The following is a 19017-nucleotide window of genomic DNA, read 5'->3' as shown; positions in this document are numbered from 1 at the left end:
CGCTAATCTTCCAGGCCCTCCCTTCGACACGGCGCCCTCCGCGGGCATATAGTCAGCTGGCTTACTAAATCGTCGGAGGAGAGCGTCGTGCGCAACCGCAAGTGGATCGGGCTGGTCGTCATCAGCCTCGGAGTGGCGACGATCATCGTCGACTCGACCATCGTCAACGTCGCCATCCCGTCGATCGTCGCCGATCTCGGGATCACCTCGACCCAGGTGCAGTGGGTGCAGGAGTCGTACACGCTCGTGTTCGCCGCGCTCCTGCTGGTCTTCGGCACCCTCGCCGACCGCTGGGGCCGTCGCCGGATGCTGATCGTCGGCGTCTCGCTCTTCGCGCTCTCCTCCGTCGCGGCGGCCCTCGCTCCGACCGGCGACCTGCTGATCCTCTCCCGGGTCGTGCAGGGCGTCGGAGGAGCGATGGTGCTGCCGACGACCCTCTCGCTGATCAACGCCACCTTCCGCGGGCGCGAGCGCGCCATCGCCTTCGCCGTCTGGGGCTCGACGATCGGCGGCATGACCGCGGTCGGCCCGCTGCTCGGCGGCTGGCTCACCACCGACTTCTCCTGGCGCTGGGCGTTCGGCATCAACATCCCGCTCGGCGTGATCATCGTGGTCGGAGCGCTGCTGTTCGTCGACGAGTCGCGGCAGCCCGACGGGCGGCGGGTCGACCTCGTCGGCGCCGCGCTCTCGATCATCGCCTCCGCCTCCCTGGTGTTCGCCCTCATCGAGGGGCGCACCCTCGGCTGGTGGGGCGTCGACGAGCCGCTGAGCGTCGGCGGCTGGAGCTGGCCGCTCGGCCTCTCGCCGGTCCCGATCGCGTTCGCCGTCGCGGTGCTCGCCGGGGTCGCCTTCGTCCTCTGGGCGCGGGCCCGCGAGCGCGCCGGGCGCTCGGCGATGCTCGCGATCGGGCTCTTCCGCCTCGCCTCGTTCCGCAACGGCAACCTCGCCGCGATGATCGTCTCGCTCGGCGAGTTCGGGATCATCCTGGCGCTGCCGATCTGGCTCCAGAGCGTCCTCGGCTACACGGCCGTGCAGACCGGCCTGGTGCTCCTCGCGCTCGCGCTCGGCTCCTTCGTCGCCTCGGGCTTCGCCGGCGCCTTCGGCAACAGGGTCGCGCCGGTGCTGATCGTGCGGGTGGGTCTCGCGGCCGAGATCGTCGGCGTCGCGGGCATCGGCCTGGTCGTCTCCGACTCCACCCCGTGGTGGGCCCTCGTCCCGTTCCTCGCCGTCTACGGCTTCGGCGTCGGCCTCGCGACGGCGCAGCTGACCGGGGTCGTGCTCCGGGACGTGCCCGTCGAGCTCAGCGGGCAGGGCTCGGGCACGCAGTCGACCGCGCGGCAGATCGGCTCGGCGCTGGGCATCGCCGTGCTCGGGACGATCCTCTACACCTCGACCGCGGGGGTCCTCACGACCTCGCTCGAGCAGCAGGGCCTCCCCGCGGAACAGGTCGCGAGCACCGTCGACGCGGTGGTCGACTCCTCCGGCGCCGCGATCGCCGGGCTGGCCGCCTCACCGGACACCGCCGACGCGGCCCGGGCGGCGGGCGAGGCGTTCTCGGACGGCACCCGCTACGCGGCCTTCGCCGCCGCCGGGTTCCTCGCCGTCGGCTTCCTGGCCACGCTCTCGCTCGGCCGCCCGGCAGAGGAGGAGGAGCCGGATGTCAGCTCAGCGGAGCCGAGTCGTCGGCGGTGAAGACGATCTTGCCGATCGTGCGGTCGGCTCCGGTCGCTCGGCGCGACAGCACGTCGACGACGTCGCCCAGCGGATGCACGGCGCCCGGCCGGGGCCGCAGATCGCCGGAGGCGGCGAGCGAGACCGCGCGCCCGATCCGCTCCGCCGTCGCCACCACGATCATGTTGCGCACCCGCGGGCGGTCGCGGCGGACGAGGCCCGTCGCCTGCGAGACCAGCGCCGGACCGCTCGGCACCAGCGTCGCGATGCGCCCGCCCTCGGCCAGGAGGATCGCCGCGTCGTCGACCGGCAGGTGGCCGGAGACGTCGACGACCACGTCGAAGCGGCCGCCCAGCACGCCGAGGTCGAGCGCGCGGTAGTCGTGCGGCTCGGCGCCGAGCGAGCGGAGCAGGTCGGCGGAGGCGGCCGAGCCGGTGGCCGCGACCGTGCAGCCGGCCCGCACCAGCAGCTGGATCGTCGGATCGCCGATGGCTCCCGAGCCGCCGCTGACGAGGACGCGCTCGCCGGCGCGCACGTGCAGTGCGTCCACCAGGCCCACCGCGGTGCCGCCCGACATCGCGAGCGTGACGGCGTCGACGAAGCCGAGGGAGTCGGGCATCGGGACGAGCGAGCGGCTGCGCGCGATGGACGCGTCGGCGAAGGCGTCGCCGTCGCGGGTCATCCCCACCACTCGGTCGCCGATCGCGACCGAGTGCGACCCCGGGCCGAGCGCCTCGACGGTGCCGGCGATGTCGAGCCCGAACCCGTAGGGACGGGAGCGGCCGACGGCCATGATCCGCGCGGAGCCGGACAGGATCTTCTCGTCGGTCGCGTTGATGCTCGCCGCGCGTGTGCGCACCAGGACCTCGCCGCGACCCGGCATCGGCACCGGCGCCTCCCGCCACGAGAGCAGATCGGGCCCGCCGAACCTGTCGTACCCGAGTCGTCGCATGTCGCTCCCGTCGTCCGTGCCAGCCCCCCCGAGCCTAGGGCGTGGCCGCTGAGCGGAGGCGTCGCGGGCGCCCGGCGGAACCCCCTCCGGTGCCCGCGGGGCCGGTGCTACCGTGGCGGCCATGAGCGCAGACGACAGCCCCGAGTTCGCAGGCTTCGAGGCCACCCCCTCCACCGATGCGGAGAAGGCCGACGACGTCCGTCCCGCCGACTCCGAGGTCGAGGAGAACACGACGGCCGACGAGAGCCGCGACCCGGACCACGGCTACGACCCGATGAGCGAGAGCGGCTCCGAGAACGCCCCCGAGGACGAGGTCGGCCCCCGCGAGGACGAGGAGGGCCTGCTTCCCCCCGGCAGCACCGCCGAGGGAGCCGGCACCGCGCTCGGCGCCGACGCCGTCGAGGGCGGCGAGCCCCTGGGAGAGAACGCGAGCGCGGGCACCACCGGTCAGCTCGCCGACGAGCGCTGGCGCACCAACGGCATCAACCCGCTGGGTTGAGCCTCCTTCCGCGGCGGTCCCCGCCCGCCGCGGCGCAGTCGGCTACTCGGGATGGCCGGGCGGGTGAAGCGTCCTGCGTCCAGCTACGACGGAACGCTGACACGCGTTCCGCCGGTTCGCCTCGCGGACACAGCGGCGGTGGACGCCCGGCCGCGCGGGCCATCGACTCCTCCATCCACGGCCACGGCGGCGCGCCGCGTCGAGGCGAACCGTCGAAACGCGTTCCAGCGTTTCGGCGTAGCCGGTCGCGACATGCTCCACCTGCCCGGCCGTCTGCGGGAGCCGACCGCGCCGCGGCGGGCGGGGACCGCCGCGGGAGTGAACACCGCCGGAGGCGAACCGTCGAAACGCGTTCCAGCGTTTCGGCGTAGCCGGTCGCGACCCGCTCCACCTGCCCGGCCTTTCCTGGGAGCCGACCGCGCCGCGGCGGGCGGGGACCGCCGCGCAACAAACACAGCTGGCGTTCCGGTTGCTCGGAGGAGGAGCAGGGGTGGGCGCCGTAGCGTTCCGGGAGCGCGGCACGCCGGTCGCGCGGACGGGGAGTCCCATGTCGTTGTTCCTGAACCGCACTCGTGAGGTCCGATGGACCGAGGACGAGAGGCGGGCGCTGGCCGAGGCGGTGGCGGAGGACCGGGCCGACGCCTGGCGCGGAGTGGGTGCGCTGGATCGCACCGTCGTCGTCTCGACCGAGGACCCGGGCGTCCGCGGCGGCGCGCGCTGGCCCACCGATCACCGTGCGTTCCTGCGCGTCGACCGCGGCGCCTCCGTGGTGCTCGCTACCGACGGGCTGAGCGATCCCTTCGACCGGCTCGCGCATCCCGGCACCGGTCTCGGCCTCGAGCTGTGCCTCGAGACGTCCGCCGTCCGCGGTGTCCCCACCGCCGAGCTCTGGAACCACTGGCACTTCCGCCTGCTGTACGAGGCCGCCCGACGGGCCGCCCTGCAGGGGGTGTGCTGCCGCAGCTCCCTCGACACGGCGCGGCTCGCGAACGTCGCGGCGCCGCCCGCCTGGACCGATGAGCAGGGCACCGTCGGTGTCCTCCTGGGCCTGCGCAGCCCCGGCCTGCCCGAGCGGCTCGACCTGGCGACCGGTCACGCCGACCTGGTCACCCTCACGCCACTGCGGCCGCAGGAGCACGCCCGGGCGTCGGTCGACGCGGGCGCCCGTGCCGAGATCGCCGAGCGCCTCGGGGCCCTGCCGCACGAGGAGCTCGTGCACACGGCCCGGCCGCTCGTGGTCTGAGGAGCGTCGCGGGTCAGGAGCCCTCGGCCGGCTCCGGCACCACGGTCATCTCGCCGGTGTTGTTCGCGCTCGCGATGAACTGCTCGATCCACAGGCGGTTCAGCGACGGCCGCTTGCTGCCGTGGAACCGGAAGTGCAGCGGAGTCGTCGGGTGCACCCAGACGGAGCTGCGGCCGTAGCCGGACGACTCCGGCTCGCTCCAGGAGAGGCTGAACGACTCGTTCCGCCGCATCTTGGTGAACATCGCGACCTTGAGGTGCGCGAGGAGCCGGTCCTCGAAGTCGATCTCGAGTGATTGCGGTCCGTAGATCAGTCGTCCCATTGTCTCCGCCGTGAAGTCGTGCCGACGCGCCGGAGTCCCGGACGGCGTCGCGGGCTCCGTGAGCTCGGGAGCCGCCACGGAGAGGATACCGATCCTGCGACCCGGAGGGGTGACACGGGTTTCGCCTCCGCCGGCCGGGGGCGGGATCACCCCGTCAACGACGGACGCCCCGCCGACCGGATCCGGGGATCCTGGTCGACGGGGCGTCGGAAGTCGGAGATTACTCGCCGACGCCGCGGATGTTCGCGGCCTGCGGGCCCTTGCGGCCCTGCTCGACGTCGTACTCGACGTGCTGGTTCTCGACGAGCTCGCGGTAGCCCTGCTTCGCGATGGCGGAGAAGTGCGCGAACACGTCGGCGCCTCCGTCGTCGGGAGCGATGAAGCCGAAGCCCTTTTCGGAGTTGAACCACTTAACGGTGCCAGTAGGCATTTCTTTTCCTTATGTGTTAATGACGCCGACCGGGGCCGGCGTCGTCAGAGTCCGCACGAGTGTGCGGTACCCGCTCGACTCGGCCTCCGCGGGTGAAACACGCGTCTGCCGGAGTCGTCCGGGTCGTCTAGGGGCTGAGCTCGCGCCTCCGGGGGAGGGCGGCTCTGCGGGGGAGAACGTCCCGCGGACCGGGCGAGCCGGTGGAGCGGGGGTCGAACGAGGAACGGCGCGGCTTCCGCGGCGTCCTGTGAAAGGCGGTACCCGCGTGCGAGGCGGGCGTTCGAACCGGACGACCGAGGACGATGCTCTCGGTCGGTGCGGTCTCTATCAGGGGCTGAGTCTCTTCGTCGTCGTGCGACTTCTCAGCCGTGGAATTCGGGCGATCGCCCAGGAGATGTCTCGACTCTACGGGATCACGGCCCCCGAGCGCGACCGCCCGCGTCAGACGGCGCGCCGATCCGCGTGCGCGAGGCGGCCGGAACCGCTGTCCGGGCGGGTCGCGTTGTGCCACGATACGACTCGGATCGCGCCGTTCCCCGCCGCCGATCCCCGCCACAGCCTCCCCGCCACCGTCGCCCCGGAACGAGCCCGGAGCCCGTCCTCCCGAGGTCACCGTGCCCCTGCCTCCCCGGCCCGCCGACGCCGCGGTGCTGCTGCGCGAGCAGCGCGAGGTCGGCGTGCTCTGCGCCCGGCGGGCGGGCGGGGTGCTGACCGCCGCCTCCGCGCTGCACCTGCTCGCCCTGACGCCCGCGCAGCTGATCACGGTGCTGCCGAGCCTGGCGCTGCTGGTCGTCTCGGCGCTCGTGCAGCTCGCGCCCGGCCGATCGGTCGCGACCGGGACGAGGGCCGTGATCCTGGGATCCGCGCTGGACGTCGCGGCACTCGCCGCCTTCCTCTCGCCGGGCGTCGACGCCTCCCTCCGCGCCGTTCTGGGCGGGATCACGATGCTCGCCTCGATGGCGCTGCCGTGCGCGCTGCTCGCCGTCGGCTCCTGGCGGGGCATGCCGTGGGCCGCGGTCCTCGCGCTGCTCCCGGTCCTCGCCCTCGGCGCGGCGGCGACGGGCGCGTCCGGGCGCGCTCCCTTCGTCCTGATCTCGGTCGTCGTCTGCTGGGCGCTGCTGCTGACCGCCGCGCGGTGGCTCGCGGGCAGCGTCGCGCGTGCGCACGTCGGCACCGCCCGCCTCCGGACCGCCCACGACGCCGAGCGCCGCTCGAGCGAGAGCGAGTCCCGGCACCGCGCCGACGCGCGGCTGATGCACGACACGATCCTGGCGACGCTGACGCTGGTGGCGCACCGGGGGGAGGGCGTGCCCGCTCCCGTGCTGCGCGACCGGGCCGCCGCCGACCTGGCCCTCCTGCGCGGTCTGGAGACGGTGGAGGAGCCGGACCCGGACGGGGCGGCCGGGGTGCCGGAGGCGCTCCTCGCGCTCGGTCGGCGGTCGGCGGCGGTGGGCGTGGAGGTGCGCTGGCACGGCGGTGCGCAGCCGCGGATCCGACCGGAGGTGCTCGACGCCGTGGTGCGCGCGACCGGGGAGTGCCTCGAGAACGTGCGGCGCCACTCCGGAGCGGCCCTGGCCCACGTGAGCGTGGCGGAGGAGGCGGGCACGCTCCGCGTCGTCGTCTCGGACGAGGGGCGCGGTTTCGACCCGGCCGCGGTGGCGGCCGGACGCCTCGGCCTCGCGGAGTCGGTCGTCGGCCGGATCGAGGCGGTGGGCGGCACGGTCCGGGTCTTCTCGGCGCCCGGGTCCGGCGCGACCGTGCTGCTGAGCGTGCCGCTGTGAGCGGGTCGCGGCAGGAGGAGGGGACGCTCCTCGAGCTGGTCCGGGCGGCGGACAGGAGCCCGGGCGCGCTGTGGAGCATCCGCGAGCGCCTCACCCGGCCGAACCGCCTGAGCGGGAGCTACCTCGGGCTGGGCTTCCTCACGATGGCGGTGCTGCTCGACATCCGCGGAGTGATCTCGTACCTCTGGTCCCTCGACGCGCGGTCCGCGACCTGGCTGAGCGGACTCTCCTGGCTGCTGGTCGTCGCCGCGAGCGCGGTGGGGGTCTCGATCGCCCTCCGCCGCCACGGCGAGCTGCCGCGCCGGGCCTTCGCGGGCGTCCTCGCTGTGGACGTGGCCGCGCTGCTGCTCGAGTTCGCCGACCACGCCCTGCCGACACCGGCTCCGATGTACTACCCGTCGGTCTGCGTGGGAGTGGGCGCGGGCGTGATCGCGCTGATCACCTTCCAGCCGCTCTCGCGCTCGTTCCTCGCTCTGGTGGTCCTGGTCGGGCTCACGGCGCTCGGCCTCGTCGGCCAGGCGCTCCTCGGCGACGGAGGCGCCGCCCTCGCGGTGAGCAACGTCCTCCTCGCCGTCGCGCCCGCGGCCGTGTGCGTCGTCGTGCTCACCTCGCTCGACCAGTACGTGCGGCGCGCGCTCGACCGCAGCCTGGCCGACGGCACCGTCCACGCCGCGGACGACGAGTTCTCGCAGGTGGACGCCCGCATCGAGGAGCTCCTCGAGCGGGTCCGGACGCCGGTGCCGCTGGACGAGGAGCTGGGCGAGCGGGCGCGGGTGCTCGGAGACGAGCTCCGCGAGGCGCTCGCCCGCAGCCACGACCGCACCTGGCTGAGGATCGCGGTGGAGGAGTCGGCGCTGCTGTCCTCCGCTGTCGCGCTCGACGATCCGAGCGGGGCCGCGGCGCTGCTGGCCCCGCTCGACCGCTCGCGTCTGCTCTCGGTGCTCTGGCTGCTCACCGCCCCCGCGGGGAGGACTCCGCTCGCCGTCCGCCTGGAGCCGGGCCAGGGCGGCGGGGTGGAGCTCGCCCTGGTCGCCGCGGGCATCCGCGCCCGCGACCTCGACCGCTCGGTCTGGGGCATCCTCACCGAGCTCGGCGAGCACCGCACGACGACCGACCACGGCGCGACGAGGATCCTCGTCGCCCACCGGCCCCGGAGGAGGGCGACGACATGAGCGACGAGCCCGCGATCACGCTGGCCATCCTCGACGACCACCCGATCCTGCTGGCGGCGCTGGCGGAGTGGATCCGCCGCTCGGGCACGGACATCCGCGTGGCGGCGACGGTCGGCACCTGGACGGACCTGCTCGCGCACCCGGCCTTCCCGACCGACGTGGTGCTGCTCGACATCGACCTCGGCGACGAGCTCGACCTCGCCATGAAGATCCGGATCATCGCGGCCGCCGGCGCCGCCACGATCATCATCAGCACGCACTCCGAGCCGGGCACGATCAGCCGGGCGCTCGAGGCCGGGGCGCACGGCTACGTGGTCAAGAGCGAGCGGACCGAGACGATCCTCGCGGCGATCCGGGCGGCGGCGCGCGACGAGCGCTTCCTGACGGCGCAGACGCGGGAGCTGCTCGGGGCCGACCGCCCGGGCACCCTGACGCACCGCGAGCGGGAGATCGTCCGCCTCTTCGTCGACGGGATGCCGCTGAAGCAGGTCGCCACGCTCCTCGGCATCACCCAGGACGCCGCACGGAGCTCGCTGCGCAGCGCCCGGGGCAAGTACCGGGCGGAGGGGCTGGCCGTCGGCACGAAGATCTCGCTCCGCCGGCAGGCGCTGCGCGACGGGATCGTCGAGCGCTAGGCCCGCGCTCGACGGTCCCGGGGGCCTAGACCGTCTCGGCGCGCTTCTGCCGCGCGGGCTCGGCGGGGTCGGAGGGCCCGTTCCAGATCGAGACGATGCCCCAGACGACGGCCGCGATCGGCACGGCCAGCACGGCGCCGACGATGCCGGCGAGGACGGTGCCCACGGTCAGGGCGATCAGGACGATCAGCGGGTGCAGCTTCAGCGAGCGCGCCATCACGACCGGCTGGAGGAAGTTGCCCTCGAGCTGGTTGACCCCGATGACGACCAGGATCACGATCAGCGCGGCGACCGGGCCGTTGGCGACCAGGGCGACGAGAGCGGCGAGGATGCCGGCGGCCGTGGCTCCGACGATCGGGATGAACGCGGTGAGGAAGACGATGACGGCCAGCGGGATCGCCAGCGGCACCTGGATGATCGCCAGCGCGACGCCGATGCCGATCGCGTCGACCGCCGCGACGGTCGCCGTTCCGCGGACGTAGCCGCCCAGCACATCGACCGTCTTGTGCCCGACGCGCTTGGCGCGCTCGTAGCCCGAGCCGGTGAAGGGGCGCAGGAGGAACTCCCAGATCTTCGGGCCGTCCTTCATGAAGAAGAAGAGCACCACGATCATCAGCACGAGGCCGGTGATGAAGTTCGCCGCTGCGGAGACACCCGCGAGCGCGCCGTTGCCGAACGAGCTGGAGGTGAGGAAGTCGACGACCGACTGGCGGGCGGACTCGATCTGCTCGTCGGTGATCTGGAACGGCAGGTGCTGCACGTAGTCCTGCAGCGAGGTGATGCCGTCGGAGGCGCTGCTGACCAGCTCGTCCCACTGGTTGCGGACCGCGACCGTGATCAGCCAGCCGACCGCGCCGAGGATCGCGAGCAGCCCGATCAGCGCCAGCCAGGTCGCGAGGATCGACGGCACGCCTTTACGCCGCATCCACGCCAGGACCGGGTGGATCGCCGCGGCGAGGATGAGCGCGATCATCACGGGGATGAGCACCAGCGTGAGCTGCGTCATCGCGAAGACGAGCACCGAGGCCAGCAGGAGGACGATGACCACCTGGAGGCAGCGGGTGGCGAACCGGCCGAGGCCGTCGCTCCAGACCCGCCGCTGCGGATCAGGTGCGCTCGGCTGCGGCGCGGCGGCGCTGGTCGAGGAGTCGTTGCGGTCGAAGAAGCCCATGGAGGGACGGTATCGGCTCGGGCCGACCTGCCGTCCCTCCTTGACACCCCGGCCGCGCCGCGGCGATCCGGGGGTCAGAGACCGGCGGGCTTCTCCTTCGTGCGCAGCCAGGTGTCGAAGAAGTCCGCCAGGTCGGAGCCGGAGACGTTCTCGGCCAGGGCCTGGAAGTCGGCGGTCGTCGCGTTCGAGTAGCGGTTCTCGGAGGCCCAGCGCTTCAGCAGCACGCCGAACGCGTCCGCGCCGATCCGGTCGCGGAGGGCGACGAGCGTCAGGCCGCCGCGGTCGTAGACGGGCGCATCGAAGAGGCCTGCGGCTCCGGGGTCGGCGACGGCGGTCGACCAGAACGGGTCGTCGGCGGGAGCGGCGGCGACCCGGGCGGCGGACTCGGTGACGCTCGCGCCGCCGGTGTGCTCCTCCCAGAGCCACTCGGCGTAGGTCGCGAAGCCCTCGTTCAGCCAGATGTCGGACCAGGTCTCCGGAGTGACGCTGTCGCCGTACCACTGGTGCGCGGTCTCGTGCGCGACGGTCGACTCGTCCGCGCCGCCGGAGTAGAACGAGCGGCCCTGGGTCTCGAGGGCGTAGCCGATCCGCTCGTCGTCGACCACGGCTCCGGCCGAGCGGAACGGGTACGGGCCGAAGACGGAGGAGAAGTAGTCGATGATCGCGCCCTGCTTCGCGAGCGCCGCCTCGGTGCGGGCGCGGGTGTCGCCGGTGATGTTCTGGTCGATCGCGTCGATGGTCGTCACGCCGCCCTGGGTGGAGCGGACCATGTCGTAGTCGCCGATGTTCACCATGGCGAGGTAGCTCGCCATCGGGCTGGTCTCGACCCAGCGGGAGGTCGTCCACCCCTTCGACGTGGTGGGGGAGCCGACCGGCAGGCCGTTCGCGACCGCCGTCCGGCCCTCCGGGACCGTGATGCTGAAGGTGTAGCGCGCCTTGTCGGCGGGCGAGTCGTTGACGGGGTACCAGGTCGAGGCGCCGTCCGGCTCGCTGGCGACCAGGGCGCCGTCGTCCGTCGACCACCAGCCGAAGGGGGCCCCGGTGCCGTCGACGGGGTTCCCGGTGGTCCCGGCGTAGTCGATGCTCACCAGTGCGGGCAGGCCCTTCCGGAGGGTCCGGGCGGGCGTGACGGTCAGCTCGTACCCCGACTGGGAGAACCGGGCGCCCCCGGCGTTGACGGTGACCTTCGAGACGGTGAGGCCGGTCAGGTCGAAGGAGAGCGAGCGCAGGTCCTTCTGGGGCGCGAGGGTGACCACGGCCCTGCCGCCGAGGGCCCGGGTCGCCGGATCGTACTTCAGGACGAGGCTGTAGGTGAGGGCGTCGAAGCCGCTGCTGCCGAGGCCGGGGAAGTAGGGATCGCCGGCGCTGGTGCCCCCGTCGACGGCGCCCTCGCGGGCGGCGGGGGAGGCGATGGCGGCGGGTGCGAGGAGGAGGGAGGAGGCCACGAGCGCGCTGAGCGCGGCTGACGCACGGAATGTCATGTCCGCACGCTAGCGGGCGGGCGTTTCGTGCGCGTGTCGGCACCGTGCCGAGGAGAAGCCCCGTCGATCGACGGACGGGCGATCACGCTCCTGCCGGGGCGAGTCAGCTGCGGAATCCGTCGCGGCGACGGAGCATCGCACGGTGGAATTACCCATTCGAGCCGCCGGAGCCCCGCGGATCGTTGCGGCGGCGACGGATTCCGCACTACAGTCGCCGTGTTCATGCAGGTGCATGGGGTGCGGTACCCGAAGCCGCACTGCACCGCCCTGCTCGGAGCAGACGCCTCCGCCGGGAGGGATGACGATCCTCTCTCCCGGCGGGAGGCGGACCGGGCGGATCCGCCCGGCCGCCTCCGGCGCTACGCCGGGACGCGCACCGTCAGCCCGCCGGGCTCGATCCAGGTGCGGAACGCCGAGGTCGAGCCGAACGGATCGCCGTCGAGCTCGATCTCCTGCGCGTGCTCGAGGCGGACCGTGAGGTCGCGGCCCTTCACGTACCGCAGGGCCGACACCTCCTTGGTCAGGCCCATCAGCTTCTTGCCGACGACGCCGCTGCGGCGGAGCACGCCGTTCTCCCACACCACCTTGAAGATGATCTGCACCCAGCCGAAGAAGCCCTCGGGGCGCAGCAGGACGATGTCGAACTCGCCGTCGTCGACGGCCGCGTCCGGCAGCAGGAGGATGTTCGCAGGCAGGGCGCCGCAGTTGCCCACGATGATCGTGTGCGCGCGCACCTTGCGGGTCTTCGAGCCGTCGAGGCGGTAGCGGAACTCGAGCTGGTTCTTGTCGAGCAGGGCCTTCCTCAGCGCGTCCACGTAGGCGAGCCAGCCGGCCCGCTTCTTGAGGTCGTCGTCGGTGTTGGCGAGCATCTTCGCGTCGATCCCGAGGCCCGCCATCACGACGTAGGCGTGGCGGTCGCGGCCCGTGGAGGTCTCGATGTCGATCATCCCGACGTCGATCGCCCGGTCCTGTCCGGAGAACGCGACGGTCAGGGAGTTGTCGATGTCGTCGAGCGTGAGGTTCAGATTGCGGGCGAGCAGGTTGCCGGTGCCGGAGGGCAGCAGCGAGAGCGAGGCGTCGGAGCCGCGGAGGGCCTCCGCCACGACGCGGACCGTCCCGTCGCCGCCGGCCGCGATCACGACGTCGGCGCCCGCGGCGAGGGCCTCCTTCGTCTGACCGGCTCCGGGGTCCTCGACGGAGGTCTCGTACCAGAGCGTCTCCTCCCAGCCGGCGGCCTCCTCGGCGCGCTTCACAGCGGCCTTCACGGACTCCAGGTCGACCTTGACGGGGTTGTAGACGAGGGCGGCGCGGCGGCGCTCAGGCATCGTCGCGGCTCTCGTCGAGCTCGTCGCCGTTCTCGTCGACACGGCCCGGACGCACGGCGGCGTCCTCGCGGATGTCGATGCGGGTGTCGCCGGCCTCGGTGGTGGAGACCTCGATGCGCGGGGCCGCGTCGGCCTCCGTCGCCTTCGGGGCGCTGGTCAGCTGGTCGTAGCGGTCGTCCGCGCTCTGGTCGGTCATGCCTGGACGGTAGCAGCGGGCGATCCGCGCCCGCGCGGGCTTGCGTCAGCGGCTGCGTGCCGCCTGAAGACCCCAGAGCACGAGCGGGATCTGGAGCGGGAGGCGCAGCAGCGTGATCACCCGGGTCCGAGGCCGACGGGCGTCCCGCGCCATCTGCAAGTTGCCAGGGAGGACGGCGGCCATCAGGGCGGCGGAGGCGAGACCGCCGGCCGCGCGGGTCCGCGGGTGCAGCGTCGCGGCCGCGCAGACCAGCTCCGCCGCTCCCGAGACGAGGACCCATCCGCGCGCCGAGCCGGGCATCCCTCGCGGGACCACCGCGTCGAAGATCCGCGGGTGCACCAGGTGGACGACTCCCGACACCGCCATCGCCGACACGAGCACGAGCGGGCCCGCGCCCAGCCGGCTCATCGGCCCTCCGCCCCGCGCTCGAGCGGAGCGACGTGGTCGAGGATCCGGCGCCACTCGCGCACGAGCGCCAGCCGGCCGGCTCCGTCGACCGTCACGGTGCGCGCCCGCGCGAGGCGGCCGCGGTACCAGCGGCCGTCCTCGGCGCTCGCCACCGGGTCCGCGTCGCCGTGGACCAGGAGCGTCTCGGCGGTCACCCGGTCGAGGTCGTCGGCCCAGGAGCCGTCACGGAGCGCCGCGAGGTCGGTCGCGGCGCCGCTCGAGCCCTGCCGCCAGCCCTCGGAGAGCATCCGCTCCAGCCGGTTGCGCAGTCCGCCGTGGGTGGCGAGCACCGGGTCGTCGGAGTCGATCCCGAGCGCGTCCAGGCCCGGCTGCGTCTGCGGGAGGGCGGCGGCGATCGCGTCGGCGTCCTCCCCTCGGAGGGTCTCGCGCCGCTCCCACGCGCTGGTGGGGTGCACGATCACGCCGGCCTGCGGGGGCGCGGGGGTGCCGACCAGCGCGAGGCGGTCCACGAGGTCGGGGTGCCGGGCCGCGAGCGAGAGCGCGAACGCGCCGCCGGAGCCCCAGCCGACCACGCCGACGCTGCCGAAGCGGGCGCCCTCGACCATGCGGGCGGTGCGCTCGGAGCGGCGCAGGTACTCGGCGAGGTCGTCCGCGCGGTCCTCGACGCGGCCGTGAGCGGCGTCGACCGGGTCCGAGGCGCCGTAGCCGGGGCGGTCGAGGATCAGCAGGTGCAGACCCCACGGACCGGTGACGGTCGGGTCGGGGTCGAAGCCGCCCGCTCCGGGAGTGGGGTGGCAGAACACCACCAGCCGGTCGGCGACGGGATCGCCCGCCGCCGAGACGCCCATCCCGCGGCCGGACCGCAGCTCGAAACGGTGGTTCGCCATATCGCCTCCCGGGTGCGCCGAGGGTCGGCGCGTCGCCCCCAGTCAAGCGGAGACGGCGGCCCGCGCGCTGGGCCTTGTGCCGGAGCGGGAGCAGTCGGACGCGTCCGGAGCGGGCGTGCTCGCGGTCGCCTTCGTCGCCGAGCGCGGCGACCTCCCGCCCCTCGTCGTCGAGTCGATGGACGGGCTCCTCGCGCTCGTCTCGGGACTGCGCCGGTAACCCCTGCCCCCCGCGGAGGTCGACCCCCGTGGCAGGCGGCCGGCGGCCGCCCAGCGTGCTGGGAGCGGGTCGGCACCGGCTCCGTTCCGTGCTGCCGCGGATGATCGAGCAGGGGCGGGGCAGCGTGATCACCACCTCCTCCGTCGCCGGGCTCGACGGCGCCCCGGGCCTCAGCCCCTCCGTCGCCTCGAAGCGCGGGGTCGCCGGGCTCACCAGGAGCGCGGCCCTCGAGGTCGCGGGCACCGGCGTCCGGGTCGACTCGGTCCACCCGTCGCCCGTGAACACCCGGATGATGCGCTCGATCGAGGCGGGAGCCGTCGACGCCGGCGCACCGTCCGTTCACCCGATGTCCACGTGACGCCGCGGAGGAGGGGAGCGAGGATGGGGGCGTGTCCCGTCGCCTCCTCCTCCCCGTCGCCGGCGTCCTCGTCGCGGCCCTCGCCGCCGGCGGGCTGACGCTCCTCGTCTGGACGATCGACGAGACGCCGTTCGCACGGCCCGACGCCGGCTTCGACCGTCTGACGAGCGAGGTCGCCGCGGTGCCCGGAGTCTCCCTCGACGGCGCCGAGCGCTGGGTCGAGGCGCCGGCGTTCGGCCCGCCGACCTCCTGGGTCGGGGTCGCGGTCGAGGAGCCGGCGCTCGCCGACGCCCTCGCGACGGCCTGTGCGACCGAGTACGCGGATCCGGTGCTGTGGTCGTTCCGGGCGACGTCCGCAGGCGGGAACACCCTCTCCTTCGCGGGCGCGGAGGAGCCGACCGCCGCGTGCCCCGCTCCCGCTGTCGACGCGTCGGCCCTGCTCGACCGGATCGACGGCCTCGGCCGCGGCCTGGAGCTGCACGCGTCGCTCCGCGAGGGGGCCTTCGCCCTCGACTCCTTCGAGGACGTCTCCGGCGGGCTGCCCGCGCTGCTCCCGATCGTCCGGGCGGCGGAGGACCTGCGGGACGCTGCGGGCGCGGAGCGGGGCGCCCCGGTCGAGATCTCCGGTCCCTGGGCCGCGATCACCGTCGGTCCCGGCGAGCAGGAGCGGACCGCCGCGCTGCTCACGACCCTCGTCGAGGAGCACGGCGTCACCGCCTACTGGGCGACCGAGGACGGCCTGCGGATCGTCGCGCCCGACGGCGGGCACGCCGCGATCGAGGCCGCCGTGCGCGACTCCGGGCTGCCGGTGGCCGACCGGTCCCTGCGCTTCGAGGCCGACGAGTCCTGACGCCGGGCGGCCGTGAACGGGTGCGGCCTGGCTCAGACCTCGGTGGCGGGTGCTCGACGGGCTCCCCGGCTCACGACGGGAGGCACCTCCAAGACGGGGACTGCACGCTTCATGAACCGGTCGAAGTCCGGAACAGTGAACGCGGCGTACCCGTGCTCGGGAGTGAACAGGAGCCCCATCCCGATCAGCTCCGCGCGGACCGATCCGAGCTGAGTGGACGCGCGCTCCAGAAGCGCCGCGACGTCGCCCGCTTTCTGGGGCTCTGGTCCGAGCTCCGCCATGGCTCGCATGTACGCGGTCTGAAGTGGACTCGCCCGATCGAGTCGCACGCGGAAGAAGGAGCTGTCCAGCTTCGCCTCGTAGGCCTCCCTCGCCGGTTCGACGTCCTCCCGGTGGATGCGATCGTTCTCAGCCACCGTCCAGACCGGTAGCCCAGTTCCTGGATGAAAGAGGGATATCCGGTCGTGATCTCGACTACGAGTTCAACAGCGTCGTCGTCGTAGACCGCGCCCTCGGCCGCTGCCGGCTCTCGGAGAGCCGCTACCGCTTCGTCGTGATCGAGCGAGTCGATCCGCGGAAAGGTGAAGAGCCGCTCGGCGTACGATCTCGCATCGCCCACCAGCTCGGCGATCTGCGGAAGACCGGCACCGACGAACGTGACGGGGAGGCTCCGCTGCACGGTCTTGTGGATGGCTTGGATGAGCGCTTCGAGCTGCGGTGAGTCGAGGAACTGGACCTCGTCGATGAGCAGGACGATCCCCTCGCCCTGCTCGGCCGCCGCTTCACCCACGGCGACGAGGACGTCCGTCAGGTCCAGTCCGAGATCCCGATGATCGGCCACTCCTTCTGCCAGCGGTACATCCCATCCGATGGACCACTCGCCGTCCGCTCCGACAGACACCGCGAAGGCGCTCAAGACCGCGGCGGCGTGCCTCCCGCGGTCGGTCCATCTCGCGCGGGGGGACAGGCGGAGGAGTGCCGCCTTGAGCTGGGATGCCAGCACCTGGCGGAACCGGCCCTCGTCGTGCTTGACCGCCTCGAACTCGATCGCTTCCCCGTTCTCCTCCTGGGCGATCGTCCGGAAGCCGTAGAGAAGGACCGTCTTTCCGACGCCCCGCAGCCCCGTGATGATCATCGACTGGTTCGTGCGGCCCCGTCGCAGGCGCGTCAGCAGGGTGCGGAACGCCTGGGTCTGCTCGTCTCTGCCGATGAGGATCTCCGGTCGCGCTCCCGCGTTCGGCGTGTAGGGATTGTCGACGGCATCCATACGGGCCGGTTCAGGAGTCTTACTGTGCTTTATCCAGATCGAGTGAAGCGCAGTAAAGCCATCGAACGGCGCCCGTCACGCGCGCCAGGCCGCCAGCTCCTCCGCAGCCGCCAGGACGCGGTGGGTCGGCGAGAGGTCGAGGACGCGCGCGCCTGAGCGCCTGCGAGGCCCGGATCCCGCCTCCTGGACCCGCGACCCAGGGAACGCTGGCAGGATGTACGGGACGGTCGGTGCGCGAGAGCGCGCCGCACGGACGGCACCGCCCGCTGAGAGCGGCCCCGCCCGGCCCCGTCCCGCACACCTCCACCCGCTCCCGACAGCGCTCACAGCGCCGGAGCGACACATCACCGCGGCCCGACCGGGCGCGCGGTCGGACCCTGCGCCGCGCGCCCGCGTCCAGCCACTCCCTCCCGGAAGAACCGCATGAGAAACGCCAGAACCGCCAAGCCCGCCCGCCACCACCTCGAGCTCCCCAAGCCCAAGCCCCTCGAGAAGGGCGCCATGCGGATCACTCCGCTCGGCGGCCTCGGCGAGATCGGCCGCAACATGACCGTCTTCGAGCACAAGGGCAAGCTGCTCATCGTCGACTGCGGCGTCCTCTTCCCCGAGGAGAACCAGCCCGGCATCGACGTGATCCTCCCCGACTTCGCCGCGATCCGCTCGCGCCTGAAGGACATCGAGGCCATCGTCCTCACCCACGGCCACGAGGACCACATCGGCGGCGTGCCGTACCTCCTCAAGGAGCGCGGCGACATCCCGATCATCGCCTCGACCTTCACCCTCGCGCTGATCAGCGCGAAGCTGCAGGAGCACCGCATCACGCCGCGCACGCGCCCGGTGAAGGAGGGCGACCGGATCGACGCCGGCGTCTTCGACCTCGAGTTCCTCGCCGTGAACCACTCCATCCCGGACGGGCTCGCCGTCGCGATCCGCACCGAGGCCGGCCTCGTGCTGCACACGGGCGACTTCAAGATGGACCAGTTCCCACTCGACGGGCGCACCACCGACCTCCCCGGCTTCGCGCGCCTCGGCGACGAGGGAGTCGACCTGTTCCTGGTCGACTCCACGAACGCCGACGTCCCCGGCTTCGCGATCTCGGAGGGCGACCTCGCCCCCGCGATCGACCAGGTGTTCCGCACCGCGCCGCGCCGCATCGTCGTGTCCAGCTTCGCGAGCCACGTGCACCGCATCCAGCAGGTCCTCGACGCCGCGCAGCGCCACGGCCGCAAGGTCGCCTTCGTCGGCCGCTCGATGGTCCGCAACATGGGCATCGCCGCCGACCTGGGCTACCTCAAGATCCCGGCCGGCCTCGTCGTCGACATGAAGGTGCTCGAGAAGCTCCCCGCGACCGAGATCGTGATGATCTGCACCGGTTCGCAGGGCGAGCCGATGGCGGCGCTCTCGCGCATGGCCAACAAGGACCACATCATCGACATCGGCCCCGGCGACACCGTGCTGCTGGCCAGCTCGCTGATCCCCGGCAACGAGAACGCGATCTACCGGATCATCAACGCCTTCACCCGCTGGGGCGCCACCGTCGTGCACAAGGGCAACGCCAAGGTGCACGTCTCGGGTCACGCCAGCGCGGGCGAGCTCGCCTACTGCTACAACATCCTCCGCCCCACCGCGGTGCTCCCCGTGCACGGCGAGTGGCGCCACCTCACCGCGAACGCGGCGATCGCGACCCGCACCGGGATCGACGAGAAGGACGTCTTCGTCATCGAGGACGGCGTCTCGATCGACCTGGTGAAGGGCCGCTCGCGGATCAGCGGGCGCATCCCGGCCGACCAGATCCTGGTCGACGGCACCACGATGGGCGTCGCCACCGAGGACGCGATGAACGACCGCATCGTCCTCGCCGAGGAGGGGGCCATCACGGTCCTCGCCATCGCCGATCTCGACCGCGGCACGCTCGGCGAGCCCGTCGAGTTCTTCACCCGCGGCTTCGTCGAGGAGCCGGGCTGGAAGGCCAATGCGAGCAAGGCGATCGACGACGCCGTCCTGCAGGCCGCGGGCAAGCCGGTCGAGCTCGAGGCCATGGAGGCGCTGATCACGCGCACCCTCGGCCGCTGGCTGACCCGCCGCCACCGCCGGAACCCGGTCATCACCACGATCGTCGTCGAGGAGTAGGCGCCTTCCACGCAGCCCTCCG

At 73.1% G+C, this 19017-nt stretch carries 20 protein-coding genes; 10 read left to right on the top strand and 10 right to left on the bottom strand.

Features of this window, described 5'->3' with window-relative positions:
• Positions 1 to 87 precede the first annotated feature (87 nt).
• Complete coding sequence (locus C5B95_RS13260; protein ID WP_104349370.1) at positions 88 to 1692, top strand: DHA2 family efflux MFS transporter permease subunit; 1605 nt, start codon at positions 88 to 90, stop codon at positions 1690 to 1692.
• Here C5B95_RS13260 and C5B95_RS13255 read toward each other — a convergent pair.
• On the bottom strand, positions 1661 to 2623 hold the full coding sequence (locus tag C5B95_RS13255) for an NADP-dependent oxidoreductase (RefSeq protein ID WP_181068082.1): 963 nt from the start codon (positions 2621 to 2623) through the stop codon (positions 1661 to 1663). The genes C5B95_RS13260 and C5B95_RS13255 overlap by 32 nt on opposite strands.
• A gap of 121 nt (positions 2624 to 2744) precedes the next feature.
• Between C5B95_RS13255 and C5B95_RS13250 the strand changes: the two genes are divergently transcribed.
• Positions 2745 to 3122 carry a hypothetical protein gene (locus C5B95_RS13250; protein ID WP_104349368.1) on the top strand — a complete coding sequence of 126 codons (378 nt, stop codon included), beginning with the start codon at positions 2745 to 2747 and terminating at the stop codon, positions 3120 to 3122.
• Between the two features lie 547 nt (positions 3123 to 3669).
• The gene (locus C5B95_RS13245) at positions 3670 to 4365 is read left to right on the top strand and encodes a hypothetical protein (RefSeq protein WP_104257992.1); all 696 of its coding nucleotides are present in this window, start codon (positions 3670 to 3672) and stop codon (positions 4363 to 4365) included.
• Positions 4366 to 4378: 13 nt separating this feature from the next.
• Here C5B95_RS13245 and C5B95_RS13240 read toward each other — a convergent pair whose 3' ends face one another.
• On the bottom strand, positions 4379 to 4687 hold the full coding sequence (locus tag C5B95_RS13240) for a hypothetical protein (protein ID WP_104226101.1): 309 nt from the start codon (positions 4685 to 4687) through the stop codon (positions 4379 to 4381).
• 220 nt (positions 4688 to 4907) lie between these two features.
• Positions 4908 to 5117, bottom strand: coding sequence for a cold-shock protein (locus tag C5B95_RS13235; RefSeq protein ID WP_055786246.1), 210 nt, complete (start codon positions 5115 to 5117; stop codon positions 4908 to 4910).
• Between the two features lie 614 nt (positions 5118 to 5731).
• On the opposite strand from C5B95_RS13235, the gene C5B95_RS13230 reads away from it, so the two are divergent.
• Genes C5B95_RS13230 through C5B95_RS13220 form a run of 3 tightly spaced genes read left to right on the top strand, consistent with a single transcriptional unit; the run spans position 5732 to position 8705 of the window.
• Positions 5732 to 6898, top strand: a complete 1167-nt coding sequence (locus tag C5B95_RS13230) for a sensor histidine kinase (RefSeq protein WP_104349367.1) — start codon at positions 5732 to 5734, stop codon at positions 6896 to 6898.
• Positions 6895 to 8070 (top strand): hypothetical protein, encoded by a 1176-nt coding sequence (locus C5B95_RS13225; protein WP_104349366.1) that lies wholly within the window; start codon positions 6895 to 6897, stop codon positions 8068 to 8070. The genes C5B95_RS13230 and C5B95_RS13225 overlap by 4 nt, the downstream gene beginning before the upstream one ends.
• Positions 8067 to 8705 (top strand): response regulator, encoded by a 639-nt coding sequence (locus C5B95_RS13220; protein ID WP_104257995.1) that lies wholly within the window; start codon positions 8067 to 8069, stop codon positions 8703 to 8705. The genes C5B95_RS13225 and C5B95_RS13220 overlap by 4 nt, the downstream gene beginning before the upstream one ends.
• 25 nt (positions 8706 to 8730) lie before the next feature.
• Here C5B95_RS13220 and C5B95_RS13215 read toward each other — a convergent pair whose 3' ends face one another.
• From C5B95_RS13215 to C5B95_RS13190, 6 genes are all read right to left on the bottom strand, one after another.
• Positions 8731 to 9876, bottom strand: a complete 1146-nt coding sequence (locus C5B95_RS13215; protein ID WP_104226105.1) for an AI-2E family transporter — start codon at positions 9874 to 9876, stop codon at positions 8731 to 8733.
• Between the two features lie 74 nt (positions 9877 to 9950).
• Positions 9951 to 11357 (bottom strand): M1 family metallopeptidase, encoded by a 1407-nt coding sequence (locus C5B95_RS13210; protein WP_104349365.1) that lies wholly within the window; start codon positions 11355 to 11357, stop codon positions 9951 to 9953.
• 359 nt (positions 11358 to 11716) lie between these two features.
• A complete protein-coding gene (locus C5B95_RS13205; RefSeq protein ID WP_104295230.1) occupies positions 11717 to 12682 on the bottom strand; it encodes a diacylglycerol kinase family protein in 966 nt (321 codons plus the stop codon).
• Entirely contained in the window at positions 12675 to 12878 is a 204-nt protein-coding gene (locus C5B95_RS13200) for a multidrug transporter (RefSeq protein ID WP_104292681.1), read from the bottom strand. The genes C5B95_RS13205 and C5B95_RS13200 overlap by 8 nt, the downstream gene beginning before the upstream one ends.
• Positions 12879 to 12923: 45 nt before the next feature.
• The gene (locus C5B95_RS13195; protein ID WP_104349364.1) at positions 12924 to 13286 is read right to left on the bottom strand and encodes a hypothetical protein; all 363 of its coding nucleotides are present in this window, start codon (positions 13284 to 13286) and stop codon (positions 12924 to 12926) included.
• The gene (locus C5B95_RS13190; RefSeq protein ID WP_104349363.1) at positions 13283 to 14173 is read right to left on the bottom strand and encodes an alpha/beta fold hydrolase; all 891 of its coding nucleotides are present in this window, start codon (positions 14171 to 14173) and stop codon (positions 13283 to 13285) included. Before C5B95_RS13190 ends, C5B95_RS13195 begins: the two co-directional genes overlap by 4 nt.
• A 76-nt stretch (positions 14174 to 14249) precedes the next feature.
• Here C5B95_RS13190 and C5B95_RS17590 point away from each other — a divergent pair, with 76 nt between their 5' ends.
• Genes C5B95_RS17590 through C5B95_RS13180 form a run of 3 tightly spaced genes read left to right on the top strand, consistent with a single transcriptional unit; the run spans position 14250 to position 15598 of the window.
• Positions 14250 to 14390 (top strand): hypothetical protein, encoded by a 141-nt coding sequence (locus tag C5B95_RS17590; protein ID WP_181068081.1) that lies wholly within the window; start codon positions 14250 to 14252, stop codon positions 14388 to 14390.
• A gap of 28 nt (positions 14391 to 14418) precedes the next feature.
• Positions 14419 to 14748 (top strand): SDR family NAD(P)-dependent oxidoreductase, encoded by a 330-nt coding sequence (locus C5B95_RS13185; protein WP_308470977.1) that lies wholly within the window; start codon positions 14419 to 14421, stop codon positions 14746 to 14748.
• A 31-nt stretch (positions 14749 to 14779) separates the two neighbouring features.
• Positions 14780 to 15598 carry a hypothetical protein gene (locus C5B95_RS13180; protein WP_104349362.1) on the top strand — a complete coding sequence of 273 codons (819 nt, stop codon included), beginning with the start codon at positions 14780 to 14782 and terminating at the stop codon, positions 15596 to 15598.
• Positions 15599 to 15782: 184 nt separating this feature from the next.
• On the opposite strand, the gene C5B95_RS13175 is transcribed toward C5B95_RS13180, so the two are convergent.
• Complete coding sequence (locus C5B95_RS13175) at positions 15783 to 16865, bottom strand: ATP-binding protein (RefSeq protein ID WP_258060000.1); 1083 nt, start codon at positions 16863 to 16865, stop codon at positions 15783 to 15785.
• A 423-nt stretch (positions 16866 to 17288) separates the two neighbouring features.
• On the opposite strand from C5B95_RS13175, the gene C5B95_RS13170 reads away from it, so the two are divergent.
• On the top strand, positions 17289 to 18995 hold the full coding sequence (locus tag C5B95_RS13170) for a ribonuclease J (RefSeq protein WP_104222925.1): 1707 nt from the start codon (positions 17289 to 17291) through the stop codon (positions 18993 to 18995).
• The last annotated feature ends 22 nt before the right edge of the window (positions 18996 to 19017 follow it).

Origin of the sequence: Rathayibacter sp. AY1A7, from assembly GCF_002930845.1 — a bacterium.
GTDB lineage: Bacteria > Actinomycetota > Actinomycetes > Actinomycetales > Microbacteriaceae > Rathayibacter.
Note: the sequence above shows the minus strand (reverse complement) of the source record. Positions and strands in the feature narration are given on the sequence as shown.